General features: G+C 72.3%; 21 protein-coding genes. 13 read left to right on the top strand and 8 right to left on the bottom strand.

What is annotated here, in order from left to right; all coding sequences use genetic code 11:
* Window positions 1–38: 38 nt before the first annotated feature.
* A complete protein-coding gene (locus NW895_RS10075) occupies window positions 39–1,190 on the bottom strand; it encodes a sensor domain-containing diguanylate cyclase (RefSeq protein WP_289935048.1) in 1,152 nt (383 codons plus the stop codon).
* A 166-nt stretch (window positions 1,191–1,356) separates the two neighbouring features.
* On the bottom strand, window positions 1,357–2,157 hold the full coding sequence (locus NW895_RS10070) for an enoyl-CoA hydratase-related protein (protein ID WP_289935047.1): 801 nt from the start codon (window positions 2,155–2,157) through the stop codon (window positions 1,357–1,359).
* Window positions 2,158–2,372: 215 nt separating this feature from the next.
* On the opposite strand from NW895_RS10070, the gene NW895_RS10065 reads away from it, so the two are divergent.
* Window positions 2,373–2,990 carry a hypothetical protein gene (locus tag NW895_RS10065; RefSeq protein ID WP_289935046.1) on the top strand — a complete coding sequence of 206 codons (618 nt, stop codon included), beginning with the start codon at window positions 2,373–2,375 and terminating at the stop codon, window positions 2,988–2,990.
* A 158-nt stretch (window positions 2,991–3,148) separates the two neighbouring features.
* Here the strand turns inward: NW895_RS10065 and NW895_RS10060 are convergent, their stop codons facing one another.
* The gene (locus tag NW895_RS10060; protein ID WP_289935045.1) at window positions 3,149–4,312 is read right to left on the bottom strand and encodes an adenylate/guanylate cyclase domain-containing protein; all 1,164 of its coding nucleotides are present in this window, start codon (window positions 4,310–4,312) and stop codon (window positions 3,149–3,151) included.
* Window positions 4,313–4,439: 127 nt separating this feature from the next.
* Window positions 4,440–5,303 carry a biotin--[acetyl-CoA-carboxylase] ligase gene (locus NW895_RS10055; protein ID WP_289935044.1) on the bottom strand — a complete coding sequence of 288 codons (864 nt, stop codon included), beginning with the start codon at window positions 5,301–5,303 and terminating at the stop codon, window positions 4,440–4,442.
* Between the two features lie 110 nt (window positions 5,304–5,413).
* Between NW895_RS10055 and NW895_RS10050 the strand changes: the two genes are divergently transcribed.
* The 5 genes from NW895_RS10050 to NW895_RS10030 all read left to right on the top strand — a co-directional run bounded on the left by NW895_RS10050 (window position 5,414) and on the right by NW895_RS10030 (window position 8,736).
* Window positions 5,414–7,018 (top strand): acyl-CoA carboxylase subunit beta, encoded by a 1,605-nt coding sequence (locus tag NW895_RS10050; RefSeq protein ID WP_289935043.1) that lies wholly within the window; start codon window positions 5,414–5,416, stop codon window positions 7,016–7,018.
* 17 nt (window positions 7,019–7,035) lie between these two features.
* Window positions 7,036–7,245, top strand: coding sequence for an acyl-CoA carboxylase epsilon subunit (locus NW895_RS10045; RefSeq protein ID WP_289935042.1), 210 nt, complete (start codon window positions 7,036–7,038; stop codon window positions 7,243–7,245).
* A gap of 18 nt (window positions 7,246–7,263) precedes the next feature.
* Window positions 7,264–7,830, top strand: coding sequence for a hypothetical protein (locus NW895_RS10040; protein ID WP_289935041.1), 567 nt, complete (start codon window positions 7,264–7,266; stop codon window positions 7,828–7,830).
* Between the two features lie 125 nt (window positions 7,831–7,955).
* Entirely contained in the window at window positions 7,956–8,084 is a 129-nt protein-coding gene (locus tag NW895_RS10035; RefSeq protein WP_289935040.1) for a hypothetical protein, read from the top strand.
* Window positions 8,085–8,115: 31 nt separating this feature from the next.
* Window positions 8,116–8,736 (top strand): nucleoside triphosphate pyrophosphatase, encoded by a 621-nt coding sequence (locus NW895_RS10030; protein ID WP_289935039.1) that lies wholly within the window; start codon window positions 8,116–8,118, stop codon window positions 8,734–8,736.
* Here the strand turns inward: NW895_RS10030 and NW895_RS10025 are convergent.
* Window positions 8,705–9,163, bottom strand: a complete 459-nt coding sequence (locus NW895_RS10025; RefSeq protein ID WP_289935038.1) for a hypothetical protein — start codon at window positions 9,161–9,163, stop codon at window positions 8,705–8,707. The genes NW895_RS10030 and NW895_RS10025 overlap by 32 nt on opposite strands.
* 433 nt (window positions 9,164–9,596) lie before the next feature.
* Here NW895_RS10025 and NW895_RS10020 point away from each other — a divergent pair, with 433 nt between their 5' ends.
* A complete protein-coding gene (locus NW895_RS10020; protein ID WP_289935037.1) occupies window positions 9,597–11,369 on the top strand; it encodes a biotin carboxylase N-terminal domain-containing protein in 1,773 nt (590 codons plus the stop codon).
* Between the two features lie 417 nt (window positions 11,370–11,786).
* Here the strand turns inward: NW895_RS10020 and NW895_RS10015 are convergent, their stop codons facing one another.
* On the bottom strand, window positions 11,787–12,752 hold the full coding sequence (locus NW895_RS10015) for a DeoR/GlpR family DNA-binding transcription regulator (protein ID WP_289935036.1): 966 nt from the start codon (window positions 12,750–12,752) through the stop codon (window positions 11,787–11,789).
* Between the two features lie 165 nt (window positions 12,753–12,917).
* Entirely contained in the window at window positions 12,918–14,366 is a 1,449-nt protein-coding gene (locus NW895_RS10010) for an NAD(P)H-quinone dehydrogenase (protein WP_289935035.1), read from the bottom strand.
* Window positions 14,367–14,462: 96 nt separating this feature from the next.
* Between NW895_RS10010 and NW895_RS10005 the strand changes: the two genes are divergently transcribed.
* The 3 genes from NW895_RS10005 to NW895_RS09995 all read left to right on the top strand — a co-directional run bounded on the left by NW895_RS10005 (window position 14,463) and on the right by NW895_RS09995 (window position 17,881).
* Window positions 14,463–14,900, top strand: a complete 438-nt coding sequence (locus tag NW895_RS10005) for a gamma-glutamylcyclotransferase (protein ID WP_289935034.1) — start codon at window positions 14,463–14,465, stop codon at window positions 14,898–14,900.
* 101 nt (window positions 14,901–15,001) lie between these two features.
* A complete protein-coding gene (locus NW895_RS10000; protein ID WP_289935033.1) occupies window positions 15,002–15,826 on the top strand; it encodes a purine-nucleoside phosphorylase in 825 nt (274 codons plus the stop codon).
* A gap of 423 nt (window positions 15,827–16,249) precedes the next feature.
* Complete coding sequence (locus NW895_RS09995; RefSeq protein WP_289935032.1) at window positions 16,250–17,881, top strand: phospho-sugar mutase; 1,632 nt, start codon at window positions 16,250–16,252, stop codon at window positions 17,879–17,881.
* A 177-nt stretch (window positions 17,882–18,058) separates the two neighbouring features.
* Here the strand turns inward: NW895_RS09995 and NW895_RS09990 are convergent, their stop codons facing one another.
* On the bottom strand, window positions 18,059–18,763 hold the full coding sequence (locus NW895_RS09990) for a PH domain-containing protein (RefSeq protein ID WP_289935031.1): 705 nt from the start codon (window positions 18,761–18,763) through the stop codon (window positions 18,059–18,061).
* A 112-nt stretch (window positions 18,764–18,875) separates the two neighbouring features.
* On the opposite strand from NW895_RS09990, the gene deoC reads away from it, so the two are divergent.
* The 3 genes from deoC to NW895_RS09975 are packed head-to-tail and all read left to right on the top strand — an operon-like array spanning window position 18,876 to window position 22,196.
* The gene (gene deoC, locus NW895_RS09985; protein ID WP_289935030.1) at window positions 18,876–19,838 is read left to right on the top strand and encodes a deoxyribose-phosphate aldolase; all 963 of its coding nucleotides are present in this window, start codon (window positions 18,876–18,878) and stop codon (window positions 19,836–19,838) included.
* Window positions 19,839–19,858: 20 nt separating this feature from the next.
* Entirely contained in the window at window positions 19,859–21,304 is a 1,446-nt protein-coding gene (locus NW895_RS09980; protein ID WP_289935509.1) for an aldehyde dehydrogenase family protein, read from the top strand.
* Window positions 21,297–22,196, top strand: a complete 900-nt coding sequence (locus NW895_RS09975) for an aldehyde dehydrogenase family protein (protein WP_289935029.1) — start codon at window positions 21,297–21,299, stop codon at window positions 22,194–22,196. Before NW895_RS09980 ends, NW895_RS09975 begins: the two co-directional genes overlap by 8 nt.
* Window positions 22,197–22,372 lie beyond the last annotated feature (176 nt).

Raw genomic sequence — 22,372 nt, 5'->3', positions numbered from 1 at the left:
TCACCACTGGGGGGTGGGTTCACCCCTTACCGGCCGGCTCACGGGGGCGAATGGCGTCCCCGGAACCGGCGGCGCTCGCCGTTCGCCCTCCGGGACGGTTCGTCCGCGAGCCGTACGACCGGGTCGTCGGGCCCCGCGCGGCCGGCGACGACCGGCCTGGTCGCCCGGTCCGCCTTGGCGCGGTACTGGGCGGCGTCCGCGAGCCGGAACAGCCGGCGGGCGTCCTCGACCGGACCGATGGGGTCCGCGGTGGACGCGACGCCGCAGGCCACCCCGTCGCCGAGCTCCAACTCGGCGGCCCGGCGGCAGAGTTCGCCGGCCGCCCCGACCACCTCGTCGGCGCTCGGCCCGACCGCGAGCAGGCAGAACTCGTCGCCGCCGAGACGGGCCACCAGCGCGCCCGGCACCATCGCCCCGCACAGCGACAGCACGGACCCGAAACGCTCCAGGAGCCGGTCGCCGACGGCGTGCCCGTGGGTGTCGTTGACCCGCTTGAGCCCGTTGAGGTCGCAGACGACGAGGCTGACGGCGACACCGTCCCTGCGGTGCCGCTCGACGGCCTCCTCCAGGCGTACGTCGACGGCGCGGCGGTTGGCGAGACCGGTGAGCGGATCGGTGTACGCCAGCCGCCGGGCCTCCTCCAGCCGCTCGGTCTGGGCGATGCCGGCGGCGACCACGGAGGCCAGGACGGTGGCGAAGTCGGCGTCGGCCCGCCCGAAGACGGGGGCGCCGACCGGACGGGCGACATACAGCTCCCCCCAGGCGCGGCCGTGCAGTACGAGGGGCGCGACCACGCAGCACCCCCGGCCACGGCGGCGCAGGGCGGCGACCCGCTGGTGGACGTAGCCGGGGCGGCCCGCCGCGGGCCCCTCCGCGGTCTCGACCCAGGCGCCGGGCTCGCCGCCGCCGGCCCACTGCTCGTGCAGGAACTCGGTGATCTCGGCGAACTGGTGGACGGGGTAGGACTCGTCGTCGGGGAACTCCTCCTCGCCGGGGACGCGGTCCCCCACGTTCACCAGGACCCGCAGCCGGCCGAGCTCGCGCTCCCACACCGACAGCGCGGCGAAGCTGCCGCCGAGCGCGCGGCACGCGCCCGTCGCCGCCGCGCGCCACGCCTCGCGCGAGCCGTGCGCGGCGGCCATACCCTGCGCCAGCGCGACGACCGCGGCGAGCCGTGTGTCCTCACCCATCACTCCAGGCTAGGGATGTTCGGAGCGAACCGGGACATTGGCTGCGGCTGAGTGGGGGTGCGCGCCCCGGGGGCTACGCCGCCGGGTCCCACCGGCCTGAACGGCCTCGTCCTCGGTCTCCCAGCGAGGCACCCCCTCGCACCGGGCTCTCAGGCCACCGCCCCCGTCACTCCCCCGGCCACTCGGGCTTCCGCTTCTCGTTGAACGCCGCCACCCCCTCCGCCCGGTCCCCCGAGAACGCCACCGTGCGCCATGCCGCGTCCTCGACCTCCAGCCCGGCTCGCAGGTCCAGCCCGTGTCCGAGGCGCAGCGCACGCTTGGCGGCGCGCACGCCGACGGGGGAATTGGCGGCGATGCGGGAGGCGAGGGCGAGGGCCTCCTCGCGGTCCCGGCCCTCGTCCACGAGGTGGTCGACGAGCCCCAGCTCCCGCGCCTCCACGGCCTCCACCCGCCGCGCGGTGAAGATCAGCTCGGCCGCCCGCGCCGCCCCCACCCGCCGCGGCAGCAGCTGTGTGCCGCCCCCGCCCGGGATCACACCCACCGACACCTCGGGCAACCCCACCACGGCCGTACGGTCGGCCACGATCACGTCGCAGGACAGCGCCAGCTCGAACCCGCCCCCCAGCGCGAACCCGTGCACCGCGGCGATCGTCGGCATCGGCAGCTCCAGCACCCCGGTGTACGCCCCGCGCGACACCGGCCGCTGCCGCAGCAGTTCCGCGTCCGTCAGGGAGTTCCGCTCCTTCAGGTCGGCCCCGACGCAGAACGCCCGCTCATGGGTCGAGGTCACCACCACCACCCGTACGCCTCTGTCCTCGGCCAGCGCCGCGCACGCCCCGGCGATGGACCGGGCCATCCCGCTCGACACGGCGTTCATGGCCTTGGGCCGGTCGAGGACCAGCTCCGCGACATGCCCCTCCCCGGGCCGCCGCACCAGGACGAACTCCCCGAACCGCTCCTCGCTCATGACACCCTCCCCGTTAACGCGGGTTAACAACAGTCGTCCCGATCATCGCAGCCCGGCCGGGGCGAGGAAAGGGCGCACGCGGGGTTCCCGTTCCACCCCCCGCTTACCCGTTCGAGTGACATCCCTGCGACTCCCGCCCCCACCGACCGGGGAGCGCATAGCGTGCGCTCCGCCACGGCGTATCGGGGGCGCGTGCGCATCGGAAGGGGATCGTGATGACGACGACGGACACGTGGGCGCAGCCGCAGCGGGAGGCCGGGAGCCACGTCGACGGCACCGGAGCCGGCCGCTTCCGCCCCCGCGTCCGGGGCCGTCACCGCAAGCCCCGCACCCGCAGGGCGCTGCTCGCCGCCGGCGGCCTCGTCCTGGCCGCGGGCGCCCTGAGCCTCGTACGCCTGGTGCCCGACACGGACGTCCACGACGTCGGCGCCACCGAGGCCGAACCCCGCCCGGACCTGGACACCGGCGGAGCGGACCCGGCGACCGGAACCGCCGCCACCCTCGCCGCCGCCGTCCCCGCGGTGAGCCCGTCCTCGACCTCCGCGCTGGGCGACCTGACCGCGGCTCCGGACCGGACCCCGGCCGCCTCCAGGTCCGCACCCACCGCCCCACGGACACCCCCTGCCGCGAAGAGCACGGACGCGCCGAACGCCCCCGCGCCCGCCACCACCGCACCCCGACCACCCCGCCCGACGCACGGCGCCCCACGTCCCGAGCCCACCCCGGCATCGAGCCGGACCACACCGGCCGTCCCGGCCCCGAAGCCGGACAAGTCCGCCCTGTGCGTGCCGGTCATCGGCCTGTGCGTGGACCCACCGGCCGAGCGCGGCTGACGCGGCAGGGCCTGTCGCGGATGTCGTTCGAGGGTGGGGGAGCGCGCTCCCGGCGTGCCAGGTGCAGGCCCTCGTACTGGGCGTCCTGGGCTTGTGCCCGGCGCGGCGAGAGCACGTGGCCGGGCATCGCGGGGCAGGCGGGACTCTCGCAGCAGTCCCTACGCCACTCCGCCCCGGCGCGTGAGCAGCCACGGCTCGACCACGCCGAGGCCGCGCACCGGCCGCTGCCACATCGGCTGGAGCGCAAAACGGTACGTCGGCGGCTCCTTGCCCTCCTTCTCCGCCGCGGCCGCCTCTTCGGCCGCCTCCGCCTCGGAGGCCGGGGCGTCCTGCGTGCGGATCAGCTCCTCCGCGAAGGCGCTGTCGACGAGAACGGCGTCCTTCGGCGCTATCGAGGTGAGCCGGGAGGCCAGGTTCACGGTCGTACCGAAGACATCACCCATCCGGGTGGTCACCGTGCCGAACGCCATGCCGACGCGCAGCTCCGGCATCGTCTCGTCGTGCGCCATCGTCTCTATCAGGCGCAGGGCGATCTCGGCGGCCGTGCCCGCGTCGTCGGCGGCGTACAGCACCTCGTCGCCGAGCGTCTTGATCAGCCGTCCGCCGTTCGCGGCCACCAGGTCGGCGGCCGTGGTCTCGAAGGCCTCGACGAGCTCACCGAGTTCCTCCTCCTCCATGCGACGGGTCAGCCGGGTGAATCCGACCAGGTCCGCGAAGCCGACCGCGAGGCGCCGGTCGACCATCTCCTCGTCGTCGGCGGCCTGCACGACCCGCCCGGCCGAGGCGGCGAGCTGGCGCCGCCAGACATAGACGAGGAACTCCTCCAGTTCGGGCAGCAGCAGCTCGACGATGGGGTACGTCACCTCGGTGCGGGTCATGCCCGGCTCGGGAGGTTCGGTCAGGCCCTCCAGGAAGGAGTCGATCTGCCACTCGGCCAGACGGGCGGTGGTCTGCCCGGTGGACCGCGCCACCTGCACGGCCATGGCCTCGCTCAGCAGGCCCGACTCGACCAGACCGGCGAGCCGCCGCAGGGCGAGCACGTCGGCCTCGGTCAGCGCCTTGGCCTGGCCGACGTCGGCGAAGCCCATGGCCCGCCAGAAGCGGGTGGCCAGGTCCATGGTGACGCCGGCGCTTCGGGCCGCCTGAAAGGGGGTGTACCGCCGCTCCGCGCCCAGGATGAGGTGTTCGAGGCGCAGGGCGAGCGGGTTGTCCTCGCCGGCGTCGGCGGGCTGGGGGTCCCCCTGCTCGGGCGAAGCCGAGAGCGAGGGAGGATCCACGCCGCCGTCCGCGTCCGCGCCGGAGCCCGTGTCGTCGACGGTCACGCCTGCTGCCCTTCCGATCTGCTGCGGTCAGGTATCGACCGGCCTCAACTCTACGGCAGGTGTGGCCCGGCTCACTCCCGAGCGGCGGCACCCCGCCTACGTGGGCGGGAGACACCCGCCCCGCCCGTCAGGCCGGGCGCACGTGCACGATGTCCCCCGCCCCCACCGGCTCCTGTACCCCCTCGTCCGTCGCCAGCACGAGCCGTCCGTCCCCGTCCACCGCCACGGCCTCCCCGACGACCGACCGCTCCCCCGGCAGCTCGGCCCGCACCGTCCGCCCGAGCGTCGCGCACCCGGCCGCGTAGGTCTCCTGCAGCCCGCTGACCGCCGGATCACCGCCGGCGGCACGCCACCGGCCGTACCAGTCCTCCAGCGAGCGCAGTACGGCCCGCAGCAGCGGATCCCGGTCCGTGGTCACCGCCCCGGCCAGCGCCAGCGACCCGGCCTGTGGCACCGGCAGCTCCTGCTCCCGCAGAGTGACGTTGATACCGACGCCGACGACCACGCCGTCGTCCCCGGCCCGCTCCGCCAGGATGCCGCCGGCCTTGCGCTCCTCGCCCCCGACGGTCACGAGGAGGTCGTTGGGCCACTTGAGTGCCGTGTCGACGCCCGCCGCCCGCGACAGTCCCGTCGCCACCGCGACCCCGGTGAGCAGCGGCAGCCAGCCCCAGCGGGCCACCGGCACCTCGGCCGGGTTCAGCAGGACGGAGAAGAACAGGCCCGAGCGGGCCGGTGCCGTCCATTGGCGGTCCAGGCGGCCCCGCCCGGAGGTCTGCTCCTCGGCGACGAGGACGGCGCCCTCGGCCGCCCTGCCCTGAGCGGCCCGGGCGACGAGGTCGGAGTTGGTGGAGCCGGTGCGCTGGACCAGGTCCACCTCCGACCACAGCCCGCCGTCCCGTACCAGCCCGCGCCGCAGGGCGGCAGCATTGAGGGGAGGGCGGTCCAGATCGGACCAACGGCTGCTGTCGTCTGATGCATCTCGCGGCGTCATGCAAGCCACCCTAGGTGTGGTAAACGCCGCACTGCCGACCGGTGGGCACCCCACTACGCTACGGATGAGTAACCGTCCCCCCTTTTGAGCAGGCAGGGAGCCGCATCCCGATGTCCGAGCCGGAAGAGCGTCAAGAGATCGACATCCATACGACCGCGGGCAAGCTCGCGGATCTCCAGCGCCGCATCGAGGAAGCGACGCACGCCGGCTCCGAACGCGCTGTGGAAAAGCAGCACGCCAAGGGCAAGCTGACCGCCCGTGAGCGCATCGATCTGCTGCTGGACGAGGGTTCCTTCGTCGAGCTGGACGAGTTCGCGCGGCACCGCTCCACCAACTTCGGTCTGGAGAAGAACCGCCCGTACGGCGACGGGGTCGTCACCGGATACGGAACCGTCGACGGCCGCCCGGTCGCCGTGTTCTCGCAGGACTTCACCGTCTTCGGCGGGGCCCTCGGCGAGGTCTACGGGCAGAAGATCGTCAAGGTCATGGACTTCGCGCTGAAGACCGGCTGCCCGGTCATCGGCATCAACGACTCCGGCGGCGCCCGCATCCAGGAGGGCGTGGCCTCCCTGGGCGCGTACGGCGAGATCTTCCGCCGCAACACCCACGCGAGCGGTGTCATCCCGCAGATCTCGCTGATCGTGGGCCCCTGCGCGGGCGGCGCGGTCTACTCCCCCGCGATCACCGACTTCACCGTCATGGTCGACCAGACCTCGCACATGTTCATCACCGGCCCGGACGTCATCAAGACGGTCACCGGCGAGGACGTCGGCTTCGAGGAGCTGGGCGGCGCCCGCACGCACAACTCGACCTCGGGTGTGGCCCACCACATGGCCGGGGACGAGAAGGACGCCATCGAGTACATCAAGCAGTTGCTGTCGTACCTGCCGTCCAACAACCTCAGCGAGGCCCCGGCCTTCCCGGAGGAGGCGGACCTCGCCGTCACCGACGAGGACCGCGAGCTGGACACGATCGTCCCGGACAGCGCGAACCAGCCGTACGACATGCACACGGTGATCGAGCACGTCCTGGACGACGCCGAGTTCTTCGAGACCCAGCCGCTGTACTCGCCGAACATCCTCACCGGGTTCGGGCGCGTCGCGGGCCACCCGGTCGGCATCGTCGCCAACCAGCCGACACAGCTCGCCGGCTGCCTCGACATCAAGGCCAGCGAGAAGGCGGCCCGCTTCGTGCGGACCTGCGACGCCTTCAACGTCCCGGTCATCACCTTCGTGGACGTCCCCGGCTTCCTGCCGGGCGTCGACCAGGAGCACGACGGCATCATCCGCCGCGGCGCCAAGCTGATCTACGCCTACGCGGAAGCCACGGTTCCGCTGATCACGGTCATCACCCGCAAGGCCTTCGGCGGCGCCTACGACGTCATGGGCTCCAAGCACCTGGGAGCCGACCTCAACCTCGCCTGGCCGACCGCCCAGATCGCCGTCATGGGCGCCCAGGGCGCGGTCAACATCCTGCACCGCCGCACCCTCGCGCAGGCCGAGGCCGCCGGGGAGGACCTGGAGGCGGTCCGGGCCCGGCTGATGCAGGAGTACGAGGACGCGCTCCTCAACCCCTACGTGGCGGCCGAGCGCGGCTACGTCGACGCCGTGATCATGCCGTCCGACACCCGCCGGCACGTCGTACGCGGCCTGCGTCAGCTGCGCACCAAGCGGGAATCCCTGCCTCCGAAGAAGCACGGCAACATCCCCCTCTAGACCTGCTGGGAGCCGATATGACGATCAAGGTCGTACGGGGCAACCCGACACCGGAGGAGCTGGCCGCCGCCCTGGCGGTGGTCCGGGCGCGCGCCGCGGCGGTGGCCACCACGCCGCCCGGCGCGCCCGGCCCCCGCGACTCCTGGTCCGACCCGTCCCGCATCGCCGCCCACCGCCTGCCCCAGCCGGGGCCGACGGCGTGGTCGCGCACGTTCTGGCCGGGCTAGGGCGCAGGGGGGCGGGGCGTGACGACGCAGGTGTTTCCGGTGGGCGGCTGGAAGAGGCGCATCCTGGCGATTCCCCGCCCGCCCGGGAAACCGGCGCTGTTGACATTGCGGTCGCGGGGCCCCATCACCGCCTACAGCGCGACACCCTGGGTCGACACGCCGCAGGAGCGGTGGTCGGATGCCGCCCTTTTCCACACGTGGGGGCGTTCATGGCATCCGTTCGTGCTGCCCGGCCGGTACACGCACCTTGAGGTGCACAAGGCCGGGCAGAACGGCGTGGCCCGCTGGCAACTCGACCGGATGCTCCCCGAGGACGTGCCGCCCCTGCCGGCCGCCGTCGTCGGCCACGGCACCCAGCTCTTCGTATGGGAGGGCGGACCGCTGGAGATGCGGTACGAGTGCGCCGACCGTGGGAGCGGCTTGCGGTTCGGGCACCATGCGTTCGAGAGCGGTGAACCGCTGGACGTGGAGGTGACGGGTGCCTCGCGGGGGACCGTCCGCATCGGTGGGCCCGGCTACCTGTGGATGCATTCCGTACCTGCGGGCACCTGGACGCTCAAGGCTCACCCGCTGCGACGGCCTTGAATCGAGGCAACGAAAGCCGGACAGCCGTTGCCCTGGATGTGGCCGGGCCCGGTACGGCGCGGGTCGGAGAAGTTGAGTACGCGTACTCAGGCGCCGGCCCGCCCCGCCGCCGGACCATGGAGGGCATGCTGTGGTCCGACCCCGAGAACGAGCCGCCGAAGGAACTGCGCGAGATGCAGGGCATGTTGCGGCGGCTGGGTGTTCTCATGGCGCTGGCCATGGTGCTGGCGATGATTGTGATCGGGGTGAGGTGAACCCTCACCGAGGCGCCGATACGCTGATCGCATGACAGATCAGCCGCGCCGCCGACTCGTCCTCGCCTCCCAGTCCCCCGCCCGGCTGGGACTGCTCCGCCAGGCCGGACTCGCCCCCGAGGTGATCGTGAGCGGTGTCGACGAGGAGGCCGTCACCGCCCCCACTCCCGCCGAGCTCGCGCTCGCCCTCGCCGAGGCGAAGGCCTCCGTCGTGGCCGCGAAGCCCGAGGTCAAGGGCGCGATCGTGATCGGCTGCGACTCGGTGCTCGATCTGGACGGCCAGGCCCTCGGCAAGCCCGCCGACGCCGAGGAGGCCACCGCCCGCTGGAAGGCGATGCGCGGCCGGACCGGCACGCTCCAGACCGGACACTGCGTGTACGACACCCTCAGCGGCCGCTATGCCTCCGCCACCGCCTCCACCGTGGTCCGCTTCGGCGAGCCCACCGACGAGGAGATCGCCGCCTACGTCGCCTCCGGCGAGCCCCTCCACGTCGCCGGCGCCTTCACGCTCGACGGCCGCTCGGCCCCGTTCATCGACGGCATCGACGGCGATCACGGCAACGTCATCGGCATCAGCCTGCCGCTGGTGCGGCGGCTGCTCGCCGAACTGGGCGTCCGGATCACCCAGTTGTGGGCGCCGGCGGAGAGGTGACCGGGGAGCCGTCGTCCCCGCCGCCCTCGGGCGCGGGGCCGGCGGGCTCCGCCGGACGGTCGTATGTCATCAGCAGCAGCACGATCAGCCCGAGCACCAGCACCATGTACAGGAACGCGGACGGGCCCACCAGTCCCCAGCTGAAGGCGCCGAGCAGCCCGTGCACCACGGCCGCGCTGATCAGCAGGACGCGGCCGAGGCCGGCGGGCGCGCGGTTGCGCAGGGCGACCAGCAGCGCGACCAGGCCGCACAGCGCGAAGTAGAGGCCGAAGACCACACCGCCGATCTTCGAGGACGTCGCCATCATGTGCGGGTCGAGGCCGGCCAGCGACATGTCCTGCCGGTCGACCACGACGCCCAGGAACCAGTTCAGCGCCGCGATGCCGAGCGCCTCGGCGAAGAGCACGACTGCGAGGACTGACGCCACCGGTCTGCGCACCACCGGTCCCACCCACTTCCGTCCACTGCCCGTACGGGCGAGCTCCGTACGGGGGAGCTCCGTACGGGGGAGTTCCGTACGGGGAGCCGTTACCCCCAGTACGTTCGAGACATCGCGAACGCTACTAACCGGTAAACCCGGGGACAAGGGTTCAGCGACGGGCAAAGAACCATTGGGCCATTCGTAGGGACTCGACAAAGAAACCAAGTGGCCCGCAGCACGTGATGACAGAGACCTTGACCACAGGAGACGGCTAGGGTTGCCGGGAGGAGTCCTGCGTAGTGCGGTGCGACAAGGGATTTCGCGGGTCGAGCGAGCCTCGAATCACGCTCCGTGTGGGCAAGCTCACCATTGAGGACGGGTCGAAGTGGCGTGTCGGCAGTCCCTAAACTCGGCTTGTTTCAAGGAGGGAGCCTCAATCGTGCGCAAGGTGCTCATCGCCAACCGTGGCGAAATCGCTGTCCGCGTTGCCCGGGCCTGCCGGGACGCCGGGATCGCGAGCGTGGCCGTCTACGCCGACCCGGATCGGGACGCTCTGCATGTCCGCGCCGCGGATGAGGCGTTCGCCCTGGGTGGTGACACCCCCGGCACCAGTTATCTGGACATCGAGAAGGTCCTGAAGGCCGCGCGCGAGTCCGGCGCGGACGCGATCCACCCCGGCTACGGCTTCCTCTCCGAGAACGCGGAGTTCGCGCAGGCGGTGCTGGACGCGGGCCTGATCTGGATCGGCCCGCCCCCGCAGGCCATCCGCGACCTGGGCGACAAGGTCGCCGCCCGCCATATCGCCCAGCGCGCCGGCGCTCCCCTCGTGGCGGGTACGCCCGATCCGGTGAGCGGCGCGGAGGAGGTCGTGGCCTTCGCCGAGGAGCACGGTCTGCCGATCGCCATCAAGGCGGCCTTCGGCGGCGGCGGACGCGGCCTCAAGGTCGCCCGCACCCTCGACGAGGTTCCCGAGCTGTACGACTCCGCGGTGCGTGAGGCCGTGGCCGCCTTCGGGCGCGGCGAGTGCTTCGTCGAGCGCTACCTGGACAGGCCCCGGCACGTGGAGACCCAGTGCCTGGCGGACCAGCACGGCAACGTGGTCGTCGTGTCGACGCGTGACTGCTCCCTCCAGCGGCGGCACCAGAAGCTGGTGGAGGAGGCCCCCGCGCCGTTCCTGACGGAGGAGCAGGTCGCCGAGCTGTACCGCGCCTCGAAGGCGATCCTGAAGGAGGCCGGCTACGTCGGCGCCGGCACCGTGGAGTTCCTGGTCGGCAACGACGGCACGATCTCCTTCCTGGAGGTGAACACCCGCCTCCAGGTGGAGCACCCGGTCACCGAGGAGGTCGCCGGCATCGACCTCGTCCGGGAGATGTTCCGCATCGCCGACGGTGAGGAACTCGGCTACGACGACCCGGCGCTGCGCGGCCACTCCTTCGAGTTCCGCATCAACGGCGAGGACCCGGGCCGTAACTTCCTCCCGGCGCCCGGCACGGTCACCCGGTTCGACCCGCCGTCCGGCCCCGGCGTGCGTCTGGACGCGGGCGTGGAGTCCGGCTCGGTCATCGGCCCGGCCTGGGACTCCCTGCTGGCCAAGCTGATCGTCACCGGCCGCACCCGCAAGGAGGCCCTGCAGCGGGCCGCCCGCGCACTGGAGGAGTTCCAGGTCGAGGGCATGGCCACGGCGATCCCGTTCCACCGCGCGGTGGTGAGGGACCCCGCCTTCGCCCCCGAAGTCCACGACCAGGACGGTCCGTTCACGGTCCACACCCGCTGGATCGAGACCGAGTTCGTCAACGAGATCAAGCCCTTCGCCGCACCCGCCGACGCCGAGGCGGAGGAGGAGCCGGGCCGCGAGACGGTCGTCGTCGAGGTCGGCGGCAAGCGCCTGGAGGTCTCCCTGCCGACCTCGCTGGGCATGTCCCTGGCCCGTACGGGCCTCGCGGCTGGCGCCAAGCCCAAGCGCCGGGCGGCGAAGAAGTCCGGCCCGGTGGCTTCCGGTGACACCCTCGCCTCCCCGATGCAGGGCACGATCGTCAAGATCGCCGTCGAGGAGGGCCAGGAGGTCAAGGAGGGCGATCTGATCGTCGTCCTGGAGGCGATGAAGATGGAGCAGCCCCTCAACGCGCACAAGTCCGGCACCATCAAGGGCCTGAGCGCCGAGATCGGCGCGTCCGTCACGTCGGGCGCCGCGATCTGCGAGATCAAGGACTGACGCGAGCGCATACGGCGAAGCGCCCGGCGGACCGAGCAGTCGGTACCGCCGGGCGCTTCGTTTCCCGTCCCCCGGGACGGTGACCCGGGCAGCCCGGATCCAGCACCCGGCCGGTGCCGATGGGGACCGCGCGCAACGTCCGTCACCCCTCGGCCCGCACCGTTGACCTGAGTGGGTGTCTGATGCCCGTCACTCTTGCGGACGACGCCCTCGCTGTCGCCGGAGGTGGCCGACACGCCCGGCAGCGCGCTGTCCGGCTCACGGCCGACACCGCGGCCGGCCGGCCGCCGGCGCGGCGAGAGCACACGGCACCGTGCGCGCGGCCCGCGGCCGGCCGCGTTCGGGCGACCTCGGACACGACGTCGTCCGCAGGCACGCAGTCACGGCACCAGCCCGGTCGGTTCCGGCCCGTCGCTCTCAGCGCCGCCGCAGATCCGCCACCCGCGCCCGTTCCGGGCCGGAGGCCTGCTCGCCCAGGGCCGCGGCCGTCCGTAACCCTCCCCCCGCGCCGGGGACCTGGCGGCGTGGGCCGGGGAGCGGCAGGTCCCGGCGCTGCTGGCGGGCCGGGGGACCGTCACCCCCCGAGGCCGCCGATCCGCCCGGAGCGCCGGCCACGGCGATCTGTACGCCCTGGTCGGCGAGGGCCTGGAGCTCGGTGGCCGCGCGGTCGTCGTGGGCGGGCGGCTCGTCCGTCACGAGGCGGGTGATGAGATCCGTCGGCACGGTCTGGAACATCGTGTCCGTGCCGAGCTTGGTGTGGTCGGCGAGGACGACGACCTCGGCGGCGGCCTGCACCAGGGCCCGGTCGACGGAGGCGGACAGCATGTTGGACGTGGACAGCCCGCGCTCCGCGGTCAGCCCGCTCCCGGAGAGGAAGGCCCGGGACACCCGCAGCCCCTGGAGGGACTGCTCGGCACCGCTGCCGACCAGGGCGTAGTTGGACCCGCGCAGGGTGCCGCCGGTCATCACGACCTCCACCCGGTTGGCGTGGGCCAGCGCCTGGGCCACCAGCAGGGAGTTGGTGACGACGGTCAGCCCCGGCACCCGGGCGAGCCGACGCGCCAGCTCCTGGGTGGTGGTCCCCGCCCCGACCACGATGGCCTCGCCCTCTTCGACGAGGCCCGCGGCGAGGTCGGCGATGGCCGTCTTCTCGGCGGTCGCGAGATGTGACTTCTGCGGAAAGCCGGACTCCCGCGTGAACCCGCCCGGCAGTACCGCACCGCCGTGCCGGCGGTCGAGGAGTCCTTCTGCCTCCAGCGCGCGCACGTCCCGCCGTACGGTCACTTCGGAGGTCTGGACGACGCGGGCGAGCTCACGGAGCGACACGGCTCCGTTCGCTCGCACCATTTCGAGGATCAATTGGCGACGTTCTGCAGCGAACACGAAACTGACAGTAACCCCAACGACCGTCTGGTTTCAGCAGTTTGCGCCGAATAACAGAAGTTGTTCGCAAGGTAGGGCAGCAAGTGGTATAGAGCCCCACTTCGGTCGACTATGCCGCCCGCATGGTCGGCGACTCCCCGTGACCAGCGGGGAGTCGCTCTGCCGTCAGCCCTCGCCCGTCTCCTTGCGGGTGTGCAACTGCCGCGCGACCTCGGCGATCGAGCCCGAAAGGGAGGGGTACACGGTGAACGCGTTCGCGATCTGTTCGACCGTCAGATTGTTGTCGACGGCGATCGAGATGGGATGAATCAGTTCGGAGGCACGCGGCGCCACGACGACCCCGCCCACGACTATGCCGGTGCCCGGGCGGCAGAAGATCTTCACGAAGCCGTCCCGGATGCCCTGCATCTTGGCGCGCGGGTTGCGCAGCAGCGGCAGCTTGACGACCCGGGCGTCGATCTTGCCGGCGTCGACGTCGGCCTGGGTGTAGCCGACGGTGGCGATCTCGGGATCGGTGAACACGTTCGACGACACGGTCTTCAGGTTCAGCGGCGCGACGGCATCGCCCAGGAAGTGGTACATGGCGATACGTCCCTGCATGGCGGCCACCGACGCGAGGGCGAACACCCCGGTCACGTCACCGGCGGCGTACACGCCCGGGGCGGTCGTCCGCGACACCTTGTCGGTCCAGATGTGCCCGGACTCCTTCAGCTTGACCCCGGCCTCCTCAAGGCCCATGCCCTCGGTGTTCGGGATGGCGCCGACGGCCATCAGGCAGTGCGACCCGGTGATGACCCGACCGTCGGCCAGCGTCACCTCCACCCGGTCCCCGGCCCGCTTCGCGGACTGCGCCCGCGACCGCGCCATGACGTTCATGCCACGGCGCCGGAAGACCTCCTCCAGCACGGCCGCGGCATCCGGGTCCTCGCCCGGCAGCACGCGGTCCCGCGACGACACGAGCGTCACCTTCGACCCCAGGGCCTGGTAGGCACCGGCGAACTCGGCGCCGGTCACACCCGAACCGACCACGATGAGCTCATCGGGCAGCTCGGTCAGGTCGTACACCTGGGTCCAGTTCAGGATCCGCTCACCGTCGGGCCGGGCATCGGGCAGCTCACGCGGATGCCCACCGGTCGCGATGAGAACGGCGTCCGCGGTGAGCGTCTCCTCGCTCCCGTCCGCGGCCCGCACCACGACCTTCCGCGACCCGTCGAGCGCCTGCATGCCCTCAAGCCGCCCCCGGCCCCGCAGGACACGCGCACCCGCACGCGTGACGGCGGCGGTGATGTCGTGCGACTGGGCGAGAGCGAGCCGCTTCACACGGCGGTTGACCTTCCCCAGGTCCACCCCCACCACCCGGGCGGCCTGCTCCATCGGCGGGGTGTCGTCGGCGACGATGATCCCCAGCTCTTCGTACGACGAATCGAAGGTGGTCATCACCTCGGCCGTAGCGATCAGGGTCTTCGACGGCACACAGTCGGTCAGCACCGACGCCCCGCCCAGACCGTCGCAATCGACGACGGTCACCTCCGCACCGAGTTGCGCGGCCACCAGCGCCGCTTCGTATCCGCCGGGTCCGCCACCGATGATCACGATCCGAGTCACGTACTCCATTGTCCCGCACGCCCCGACGCGAGGCCGCCTCGGGGGCCGGGCCGTGGCCCCGCCGTTACCCGAGTGACGCCCGGACACCTGCCGTACCCTCTCCCCATGTCGCTCTACGCCGCGTACGCCGGCAACCTCGACGCGCGGCTGATGACCCGCCGCGCCCCGCACTCGCCGCTGCGCGCCACCGGCTGGCTGAACGGGTGGCGGCTGACCTTCGGAGGCGAGGACCTGGGCTGGGAGGGCGCGCTCCCGACGATCGTGGAGGACCCGGTCTCCCAGGTGTTCGTGGCCCTGTACGACATCGCCCCGATGGACGAGGACTCGCTGGACCGTTGGGTGGGTGTCGGCCTCGACGTCTACCGCCGGATGCGGGTCCGCGTGCACACCCTGGACGGCGAGGAGCAGGCCTGGGCCTACGTCCTCAACGCCTACGAGGGCGGCCTGCCCTCCGCCCGTTACCTGGGCGAGATCGCCGACGCCGCGGAGTCGGCCGGGGCGCCGCACGACTATGTGATGGAACTGCGCAAGCGCCCCTGCTGACGGCCCCGCACGCCTCTCGCCGGAAACAACAAGACAACGATCGCCATCCCGTCGACTCCTTCATCTACGCGCGTAGGCCGAGACCGGCTACTCTCATCCGCGTGAACGCATCTCTTCTTCCGGACGACATCCAGGGCGACCCCTACGCCGCCGCCGACGCCGCCGCCGCGCGTCTGCGCGAGCTCACGGGTGCCGAGACCCACGACGTCGCCCTGGTGATGGGCTCCGGCTGGGCACCGGCCGTGGACGCCCTCGGCGCCCCCGAGGCCGAGCTCCAGGTCACCGAGCTGCCCGGGTTCCCCCAGCCGGCGGTCGCGGGCCACGGCGGCAAGATCCGCTCGTACCGCATCGGTGACAAGCGCGCGCTCGTCTTCCTCGGCCGTACGCACTACTACGAGGGCCACGGGGTGGCCGCCGTCGCCCACGGCGTCCGTACGGCCGTCGCCGCCGGCAGCAAGACCGTCGTCCTGACCAACGGCTGCGGCGGCCTGCGCGAGGGCATGCGCCCCGGCCAGCCGGTCCTGATCAGCGACCACATCAACCTGACCGCCACGTCCCCGATCGTCGGCGCGAACTTCGTCGACCTGACGGACCTCTACTCCCCCCGGCTGCGCGCCCTGTGCAAGGAGATCGACCCCACCCTGGAGGAGGGCGTCTACGCACAGTTCCCCGGCCCGCACTACGAGACGCCGGCCGAGATCCGTATGGCCCGCGTCATCGGGGCGGACCTGGTGGGCATGTCGACGGTCCTGGAGGCGATCGCCGCGCGCGAGGCGGGGGCCGAGGTGCTGGGCATCTCCCTCGTCACCAACCTCGCCGCCGGCATGACGGGCGAGCCCCTCAACCACGAGGAGGTCCTCCAGGCGGGCCGCGACTCCGCCACGCGGATGGGCTCGCTGCTGGCGCAGGTCCTGGGCCGGCTGTAGGCAAGCCGGGGGCCGGTGGCGTGGCCCGGCATCGGGTGCGTGTCCGGCGGCGAGCACCGCTGCTCGCCGCCAAGCGAGCACGACGGGACCGCCCGCACCCCCACCCACGCGCATCCCCACCCACGGTGAGAAGGCCGCGTCGGGGGGTGTCCGCCCGCAGCGGCCGGCGTCCGTCACCGGCGCATCCGCAGGCGACAGAGCCGCCGGACCGAGGACGGCCCCCCGGCGTGGCCCCGACCCACCCCCACCCGCGGCGCAACGCGCACCCCCACCCACCCGCACAGGCCGCCGCAGGCATCCGGCATCCGGCATCCGGCATCCGGCATCCGGCATCCGGCATCCGGCATCCGGCATCCGCAGACACCCCACCCCACACGGGGTACCTGACGCACGGACGAACGAACAACGAGAGGCTGACCCGACGTGCACGACGACCTCATCGCCCGGGCCAAGGCGTGGCTGGCCGAGGACCCCGACACGGAAACCCGTGACGAACTCGCCAAGCTCATCGACGCCGAGGACCACGCCGAGCTCACCGCACGCTTCAGCGGCACCCTCCAGTTCGGCACCGCGGGCCTCCGCGGCGAACTCGGCGCCGGCCCCATGCGCATGAACCGCTCCGTCGTCATCCGCGCCGCCGCCGGCCTCGCCGCGTACCTGAAGAAGCAGAACCACACCGACGGCCTGGTCGTCATCGGCTACGACGCCCGCCACAAGTCCGCCGACTTCGCCCGCGACACCGCCGCCGTCATGACGGGCGCCGGCCTCCGTGCGGCCGTCCTCCCCCGCCCCCTCCCCACCCCTGTGCTCGCCTTCGCCATCAGGCACCTCGGCGCGGTCGCCGGCGTGGAGGTCACCGCCAGCCACAACCCGCCCCGCGACAACGGCTACAAGGTCTACCTGGGCGACGGCTCCCAGATCGTCCCGCCCGCCGACACCGGCATCGCCGCCGAGATCGACGCGATCACCACCCTCACCACCGTCCCCCGCCCCACCACCGGCTGGGAAACCCTCGACGACAGCGTCCTCGACGCCTACCTGGCCCGCACCGACGCCGTCCTCTCCCCCACCTCCCCCCGCACCGCCCGCACCGTCTACACGGCGATGCACGGCGTCGGCAAGGACGTCCTCCTCGCCGCCTTCGCCCGCGCCGGCTTCCCGGCACCCGCCCTCGTCACCGAGCAGGCCGACCCCGACCCGGACTTCCCCACCGTCGCCTTCCCCAACCCGGAAGAGCCCGGCGCGATGGACCTCGCCTTCGCGAAGGCGCGCGAGACCGGCCCCGACCTGGTCATCGCCAACGACCCGGACGCCGACCGCTGCGCCGTGGCCGTGCAGGACACCAGTGGCTGGCGCATGCTCCGCGGCGACGAGGTGGGCGCCCTCCTCGCCGCGCACCTCGTCACCCGCGGCGTCCGGGGAACCTTCGCGGAGTCGATCGTCTCCTCCTCCCTCCTCGGCCGCATCGCCGAGAAGGCGAACCTCCCCCACGCCGAAACCCTCACCGGCTTCAAGTGGATCGCCCGTGCGGAGGGCCTGCGCTACGGCTACGAGGAGGCCCTCGGTTACTGCGTCGACCCCGACGGCGTTCGCGACAAGGACGGCATCACAGCAGCCCTCCTCATCACCGAACTCGCCTCCGAGCTCAAGGAGCAGAACCGCACTCTCCTCGACCTCCTCGACGACCTCGCCGTGGAGCACGGACTGCACGCCACCGACCAGCTCTCGGTCCGCGTCCAGGACCTGTCGGTCATCGCGAACGCCATGCGCCGCCTGCGGGAGCGGCCCCCGACCCACCTCGCGGGCCTGCCCATCACCCGCTCGGAGGATCTCACCCGGGGCACCGACAGCCTCCCGCCCACCGACGGCCTGCGCTACACCCTCGACGGCGCCCGCGTGATCGTCCGCCCCAGCGGCACGGAGCCGAAGCTGAAGTGCTACCTGGAGGTGGTCGTCCCGGTCACCACCCACGCCGACCTGCCCGCGGCCCGCGCACGGGCGACCGAGCTGCTGGAAGCACTCAAGCGGGACCTGTCGACAGCGGCCGGCATCTGAACACCGGGCCGCACGGGCCCGGCGCTACGGCGCCTCACCGACCCGTGCGGCCCCCGCCGTCGCCAGCAAACCGCACCGCAAAGGCCGCCGCCGACACGCCACAGCACCGCAGCCGGGGCATCGAACCTGCGCGGCCACCGACCACCACGACCATGCCGACCACGCCGGCGAACGAGCTCAGCCCACGGTCAGCAGAATCACCAACAGCACCAACCCCGCCACCGCCGGCCCCACGACCTCGTACGCCCACCGCACGCTCACCTCGCCCTGCGCGGCCTCCGCCGTCCCCCGCGCCTCCAGGAGCTGACGCAGGTCGTCCATGATCTGGTCGGTCTCCGCCCGCACCGGCCCGTCCGTCACGGAACCCCGGCGCGCTGCTCCGCCGCCCAGCCCCAGCCCTCCGGCCCGGCTGCCCGGCCCGCCCGCGCCGGCTCCGCCCGAAACCCCCTCCGCCGCCGCCCGCGCCTCCCGCCGCGCCGCCTTCTTACGGGCGCGCAAAGAGACGGGAATGGCCCACAGCTGGTACTTCTTGCCGGACTGGGCGAGGACCTCGTTCGAGTAGCCGGAGCGCAGCGCGGCGATCTGCCCCCAGGGCAGCACGATGACGCGGAAGGGATTGCGGACGCGCAGCCGGTCGTCGCCCGCGAAGACGGCGGGCCGCAGGGTGAAGGCGACGACCAGCGGCACGACGAGGAGCAGCGTGGCGAGCGCCAGCCACGGCGTGCGCCCCCGGCCGGAGATCACCGCGTCGATGCCGAGCCAGCCGATGATGGCGAGCAGCAGGACACCGCCGGCGATGCCCGCGGACGAGCGGTGGACCCGGTCCTCGGACTCGGGCTCCGGCGGCTGCGGCGCTGGTGACTGATGCTCCGGGGTCGTCATGCTGCCGATTGTGCCCGACGCCCCCGGCGCCCCTCTCCGCGGCGTCCCCCGTTGCAGCCGACCACGGGGGCTGTACAGCAGCTACGCGCGTAGATATGCTCGGCTGGTGACCATGCCCAGCACTGCACCCACCGCAGCTCACGGACTCACGGATGTCACCGCGTCCGACAGCACGCTGCGCCGCTTCCTCCACGGGCTGCCCGGCGTCGACGCGGTCGGCCTGGAAGCGCGCGCCGCTTCCCTCGGCACCCGTTCCATCAAGACGACCGCGAAGGCGTACGCGATCGACCTCGCCATCTCGATGGTCGATCTGACGACGCTGGAAGGCGCGGACACCCCGGGCAAGGTCCGGGCGCTCGGCGCGAAGGCGGTCCACCCCGACCCGACCGACCGCACCACCCCCGCCACGGCCGCGGTCTGCGTCTACCCCGACATGGTGGCCGCCGCCAAGGAGGCCGTCGCCGGTTCCCCGGTGAAGGTCGCCTCGGTCGCCACCGCCTTCCCGGCGGGCCGCGCCCCGATCGCCGTCAAGCTGGCCGACGTCCGCGAGGCCGTGGCCGCGGGCGCCGACGAGATCGACATGGTCATCGACCGCGGGGCGTTCCTCGCCGGCCGGTACCTGAAGGTGTACGACGAGATCACCGCCGTGAAGGAGGCCTGCGGGACGAGCGCCCGGCTGAAGGTCATCTTCGAGACCGGCGAGCTGTCGACGTACGACAACATCCGCCGCGCCAGCTGGCTCGGCATGCTGGCCGGGGCGGACTTCATCAAGACGTCCACCGGCAAGGTCGCCGTCAACGCGACGCCCGCGAACACCCTCCTCATGCTGGAGGCCGTACGCGACTTCCGCGCCCAGACCGGCGTCCAGGTCGGCGTGAAGCCCGCCGGCGGCATCCGCACCAGCAAGGACGCCGTCAAGTTCCTCGTCCTGGTCAACGAGACCGTCGGCGAGGACTGGCTGGACAACCACTGGTTCCGCTTCGGTGCCTCCTCGCTCCTGAACGACCTGCTGATGCAGCGCCAGAAGCTGGCCACCGGCCGCTACTCCGGCCCCGACTACGTGACGGTGGACTGATCACCATGACCACGGAAAACATGGACAAGCGGTCATCCGCTTTCGAGTACGCCCCGGCCCCCGAGTCCCGCTCGGTCGTCGACATCGCGCCCTCGTACGGCCTGTTCATCGACGGCGAGTTCACGGACGCGGCCGAGGGCAAGGTCTTCAAGTCGATCAGCCCGTCCACCGAGGAGGTCCTCTCCGAGGTCGCCCAGGCCGGCGAGGCGGACGTCGACCGCGCGGTGAAGGCCGCCCGCAAGGCGTTCGAGAAGTGGTCGGCGCTGCCCGGCTCGGAGCGCGCCAAGTACCTGTTCCGCATCGCCCGCGTCATCCAGGAACGCAGCCGGGAACTCGCGGTCCTCGAAACCCTGGACAACGGCAAGCCCATCAAGGAGACGAGGGACGCGGACCTCCCCCTGGTCGCGGCGCACTTCTTCTACTACGCGGGCTGGGCCGACAAGCTCGACCACGCCGGCTTCGGCCCGAACCCGCAGCCGCTGGGCGTCGCGGGCCAGGTCATCCCCTGGAACTTCCCCCTGCTGATGCTGGCGTGGAAGATCGCCCCGGCGCTGGCGACCGGCAACACGGTCGTCCTGAAGCCCGCCGAGACGACCCCGCTGTCCGCGCTCTTCTTCGCGGACATCTGCCGCCAGGCGGGCCTGCCCAAGGGCGTCGTCAACATCCTGCCGGGCTACGGCGACACGGGCGCCGCGCTCGTCGCCCACCCGGACGTCGACAAGGTCGCCTTCACGGGCTCCACCGCCGTCGGCAAGGAGATCGCCCGCACGGTCGCCGGCACCCGCAAGAAGCTCACCCTGGAACTGGGCGGCAAGGGCGCCAACATCGTCTTCGACGACGCACCCGTGGACCAGGCCGTCGAGGGCATCGTGACCGGCATCTTCTTCAACCAGGGCCAGGTCTGCTGCGCCGGCTCCCGCCTGCTGGTCCAGGAGTCGATCCACGACGAGCTGCTGGACTCCCTCAAGCGCAGGCTCTCCACCCTCCGCCTCGGGGACCCCCTCGACAAGAACACCGACATCGGCGCGATCAACTCGGCCGAGCAGCTGGCCCGGATCACCGCGCTCGCCGACCGGGGCGAGGCGGAGGGCGCCGAGCGCTGGTCCCCGGCCTGCGAACTCCCCACCTCGGGCTACTGGTTCGCCCCGACGCTGTTCACCAACGTCACCCAGGCGCACACCATCGCCCGGGACGAGATCTTCGGCCCGGTGCTGTCCGTCCTCACCTTCCGCACGCCGGAGGAGGCCGTCGCCAAGGCCAACAACACCCCGTACGGCCTGTCCGCCGGCATCTGGACGGAGAAGGGCTCCCGGATCCTGGCCGTGGCGAACAAGCTCCGCGCGGGCGTCGTCTGGTCCAACACGTTCAACAAGTTCGACCCGACCTCGCCGTTCGGCGGCTACAAGGAGTCGGGCTTCGGCCGCGAGGGCGGCCGCCACGGCCTGGAGGCGTACCTCGATGTCTGACGCGACCCGACTCTCCGTCCTCAAGACCTACAAGCTGTACGTCGGGGGCAAGTTCCCCCGTTCCGAGAGCGGCCGGGTGTACGAAGTGAAGGACTCCAAGGGCAACTGGCTGGCGAACGCGCCGCAGGCGAGCCGCAAGGACGCCCGTGACGCCGTCGTAGCCGCCCGCAAGGCGTTCGGCGCCTGGTCCGGCGCGACGGCGTACAACCGCGGCCAGATCCTCTACCGCATCGCGGAGATGCTGGAGGGCCGCCGGGACCAGTTCGTCCGCGAAGTGGCCGACGCCGAAGGCCTGTCGAAGTCCAGGTCCGCCGCGGTCGTAGACGCCACGATCGACCGCTGGGTCTGGTACGCGGGCTGGACCGACAAGATCGCACAGGTGGTCGGGGGCGGGAACCCGGTGGCGGGCCCGTTCTTCAACCTGTCCTCCCCGGAGCCGACGGGCGTGGTCGCGGTCGTCGCGCCCCAGGAGTCGTCCTTCCTGGGCCTGGTCTCCGTCGTCGCCCCGGTCATCGCCACCGGCAACACGGCGGTCGTGATCGCGAGCGAGCGGTCCCCGCTCCCGGCGCTGTCCCTGGGCGAGGTGCTGGCGACCTCCGACCTGCCCGGCGGGGTCGTCAACGTGCTCTCCGGCCGTACGGCGGAGATCGCGGCGCCCCTCGCCGCCCATCAGGACGTCAACGCCATCGACCTGGCCGGCGCCGACGACGTCCTGGCGAAGGAACTGGAGATCGCGGCGGCGGACAACCTCAAGCGTGTTCTTCGTCCACAGCCTGTGGATGACGCGGGCTGGTTCGCGAAGCCGGGCATCGAGCGCCTGACGGCGTTCCTGGAGACGAAGACGGTCTGGCACCCGACGGGCTCACTGGGCGCGTCCGGCTCCTCGTACTGAGCGCCGTCCCGGGACCGGAGAGCCGCGCCCTCGCCCCACCCGGGGAGGGCGCGGCTCTCCGTCTGTCCGTGTCCGCCATGGCAGCACCGCCAGAAAAGTCGTGAGCCGTTGTCGATCCGGTCGCTTCCCGTTCGACGTCATGATGTGCGGCGCCTCGCCGCACGATGACGCGACAG

This window comes from Streptomyces sp. S.PNR 29, assembly GCF_030386795.1.
In the GTDB taxonomy this organism is placed as follows: domain Bacteria; phylum Actinomycetota; class Actinomycetes; order Streptomycetales; family Streptomycetaceae; genus Streptomyces.
The sequence above is the reverse complement of the archived record's forward strand: the minus strand, read 5'-3'. Positions and strand labels throughout refer to the sequence as shown.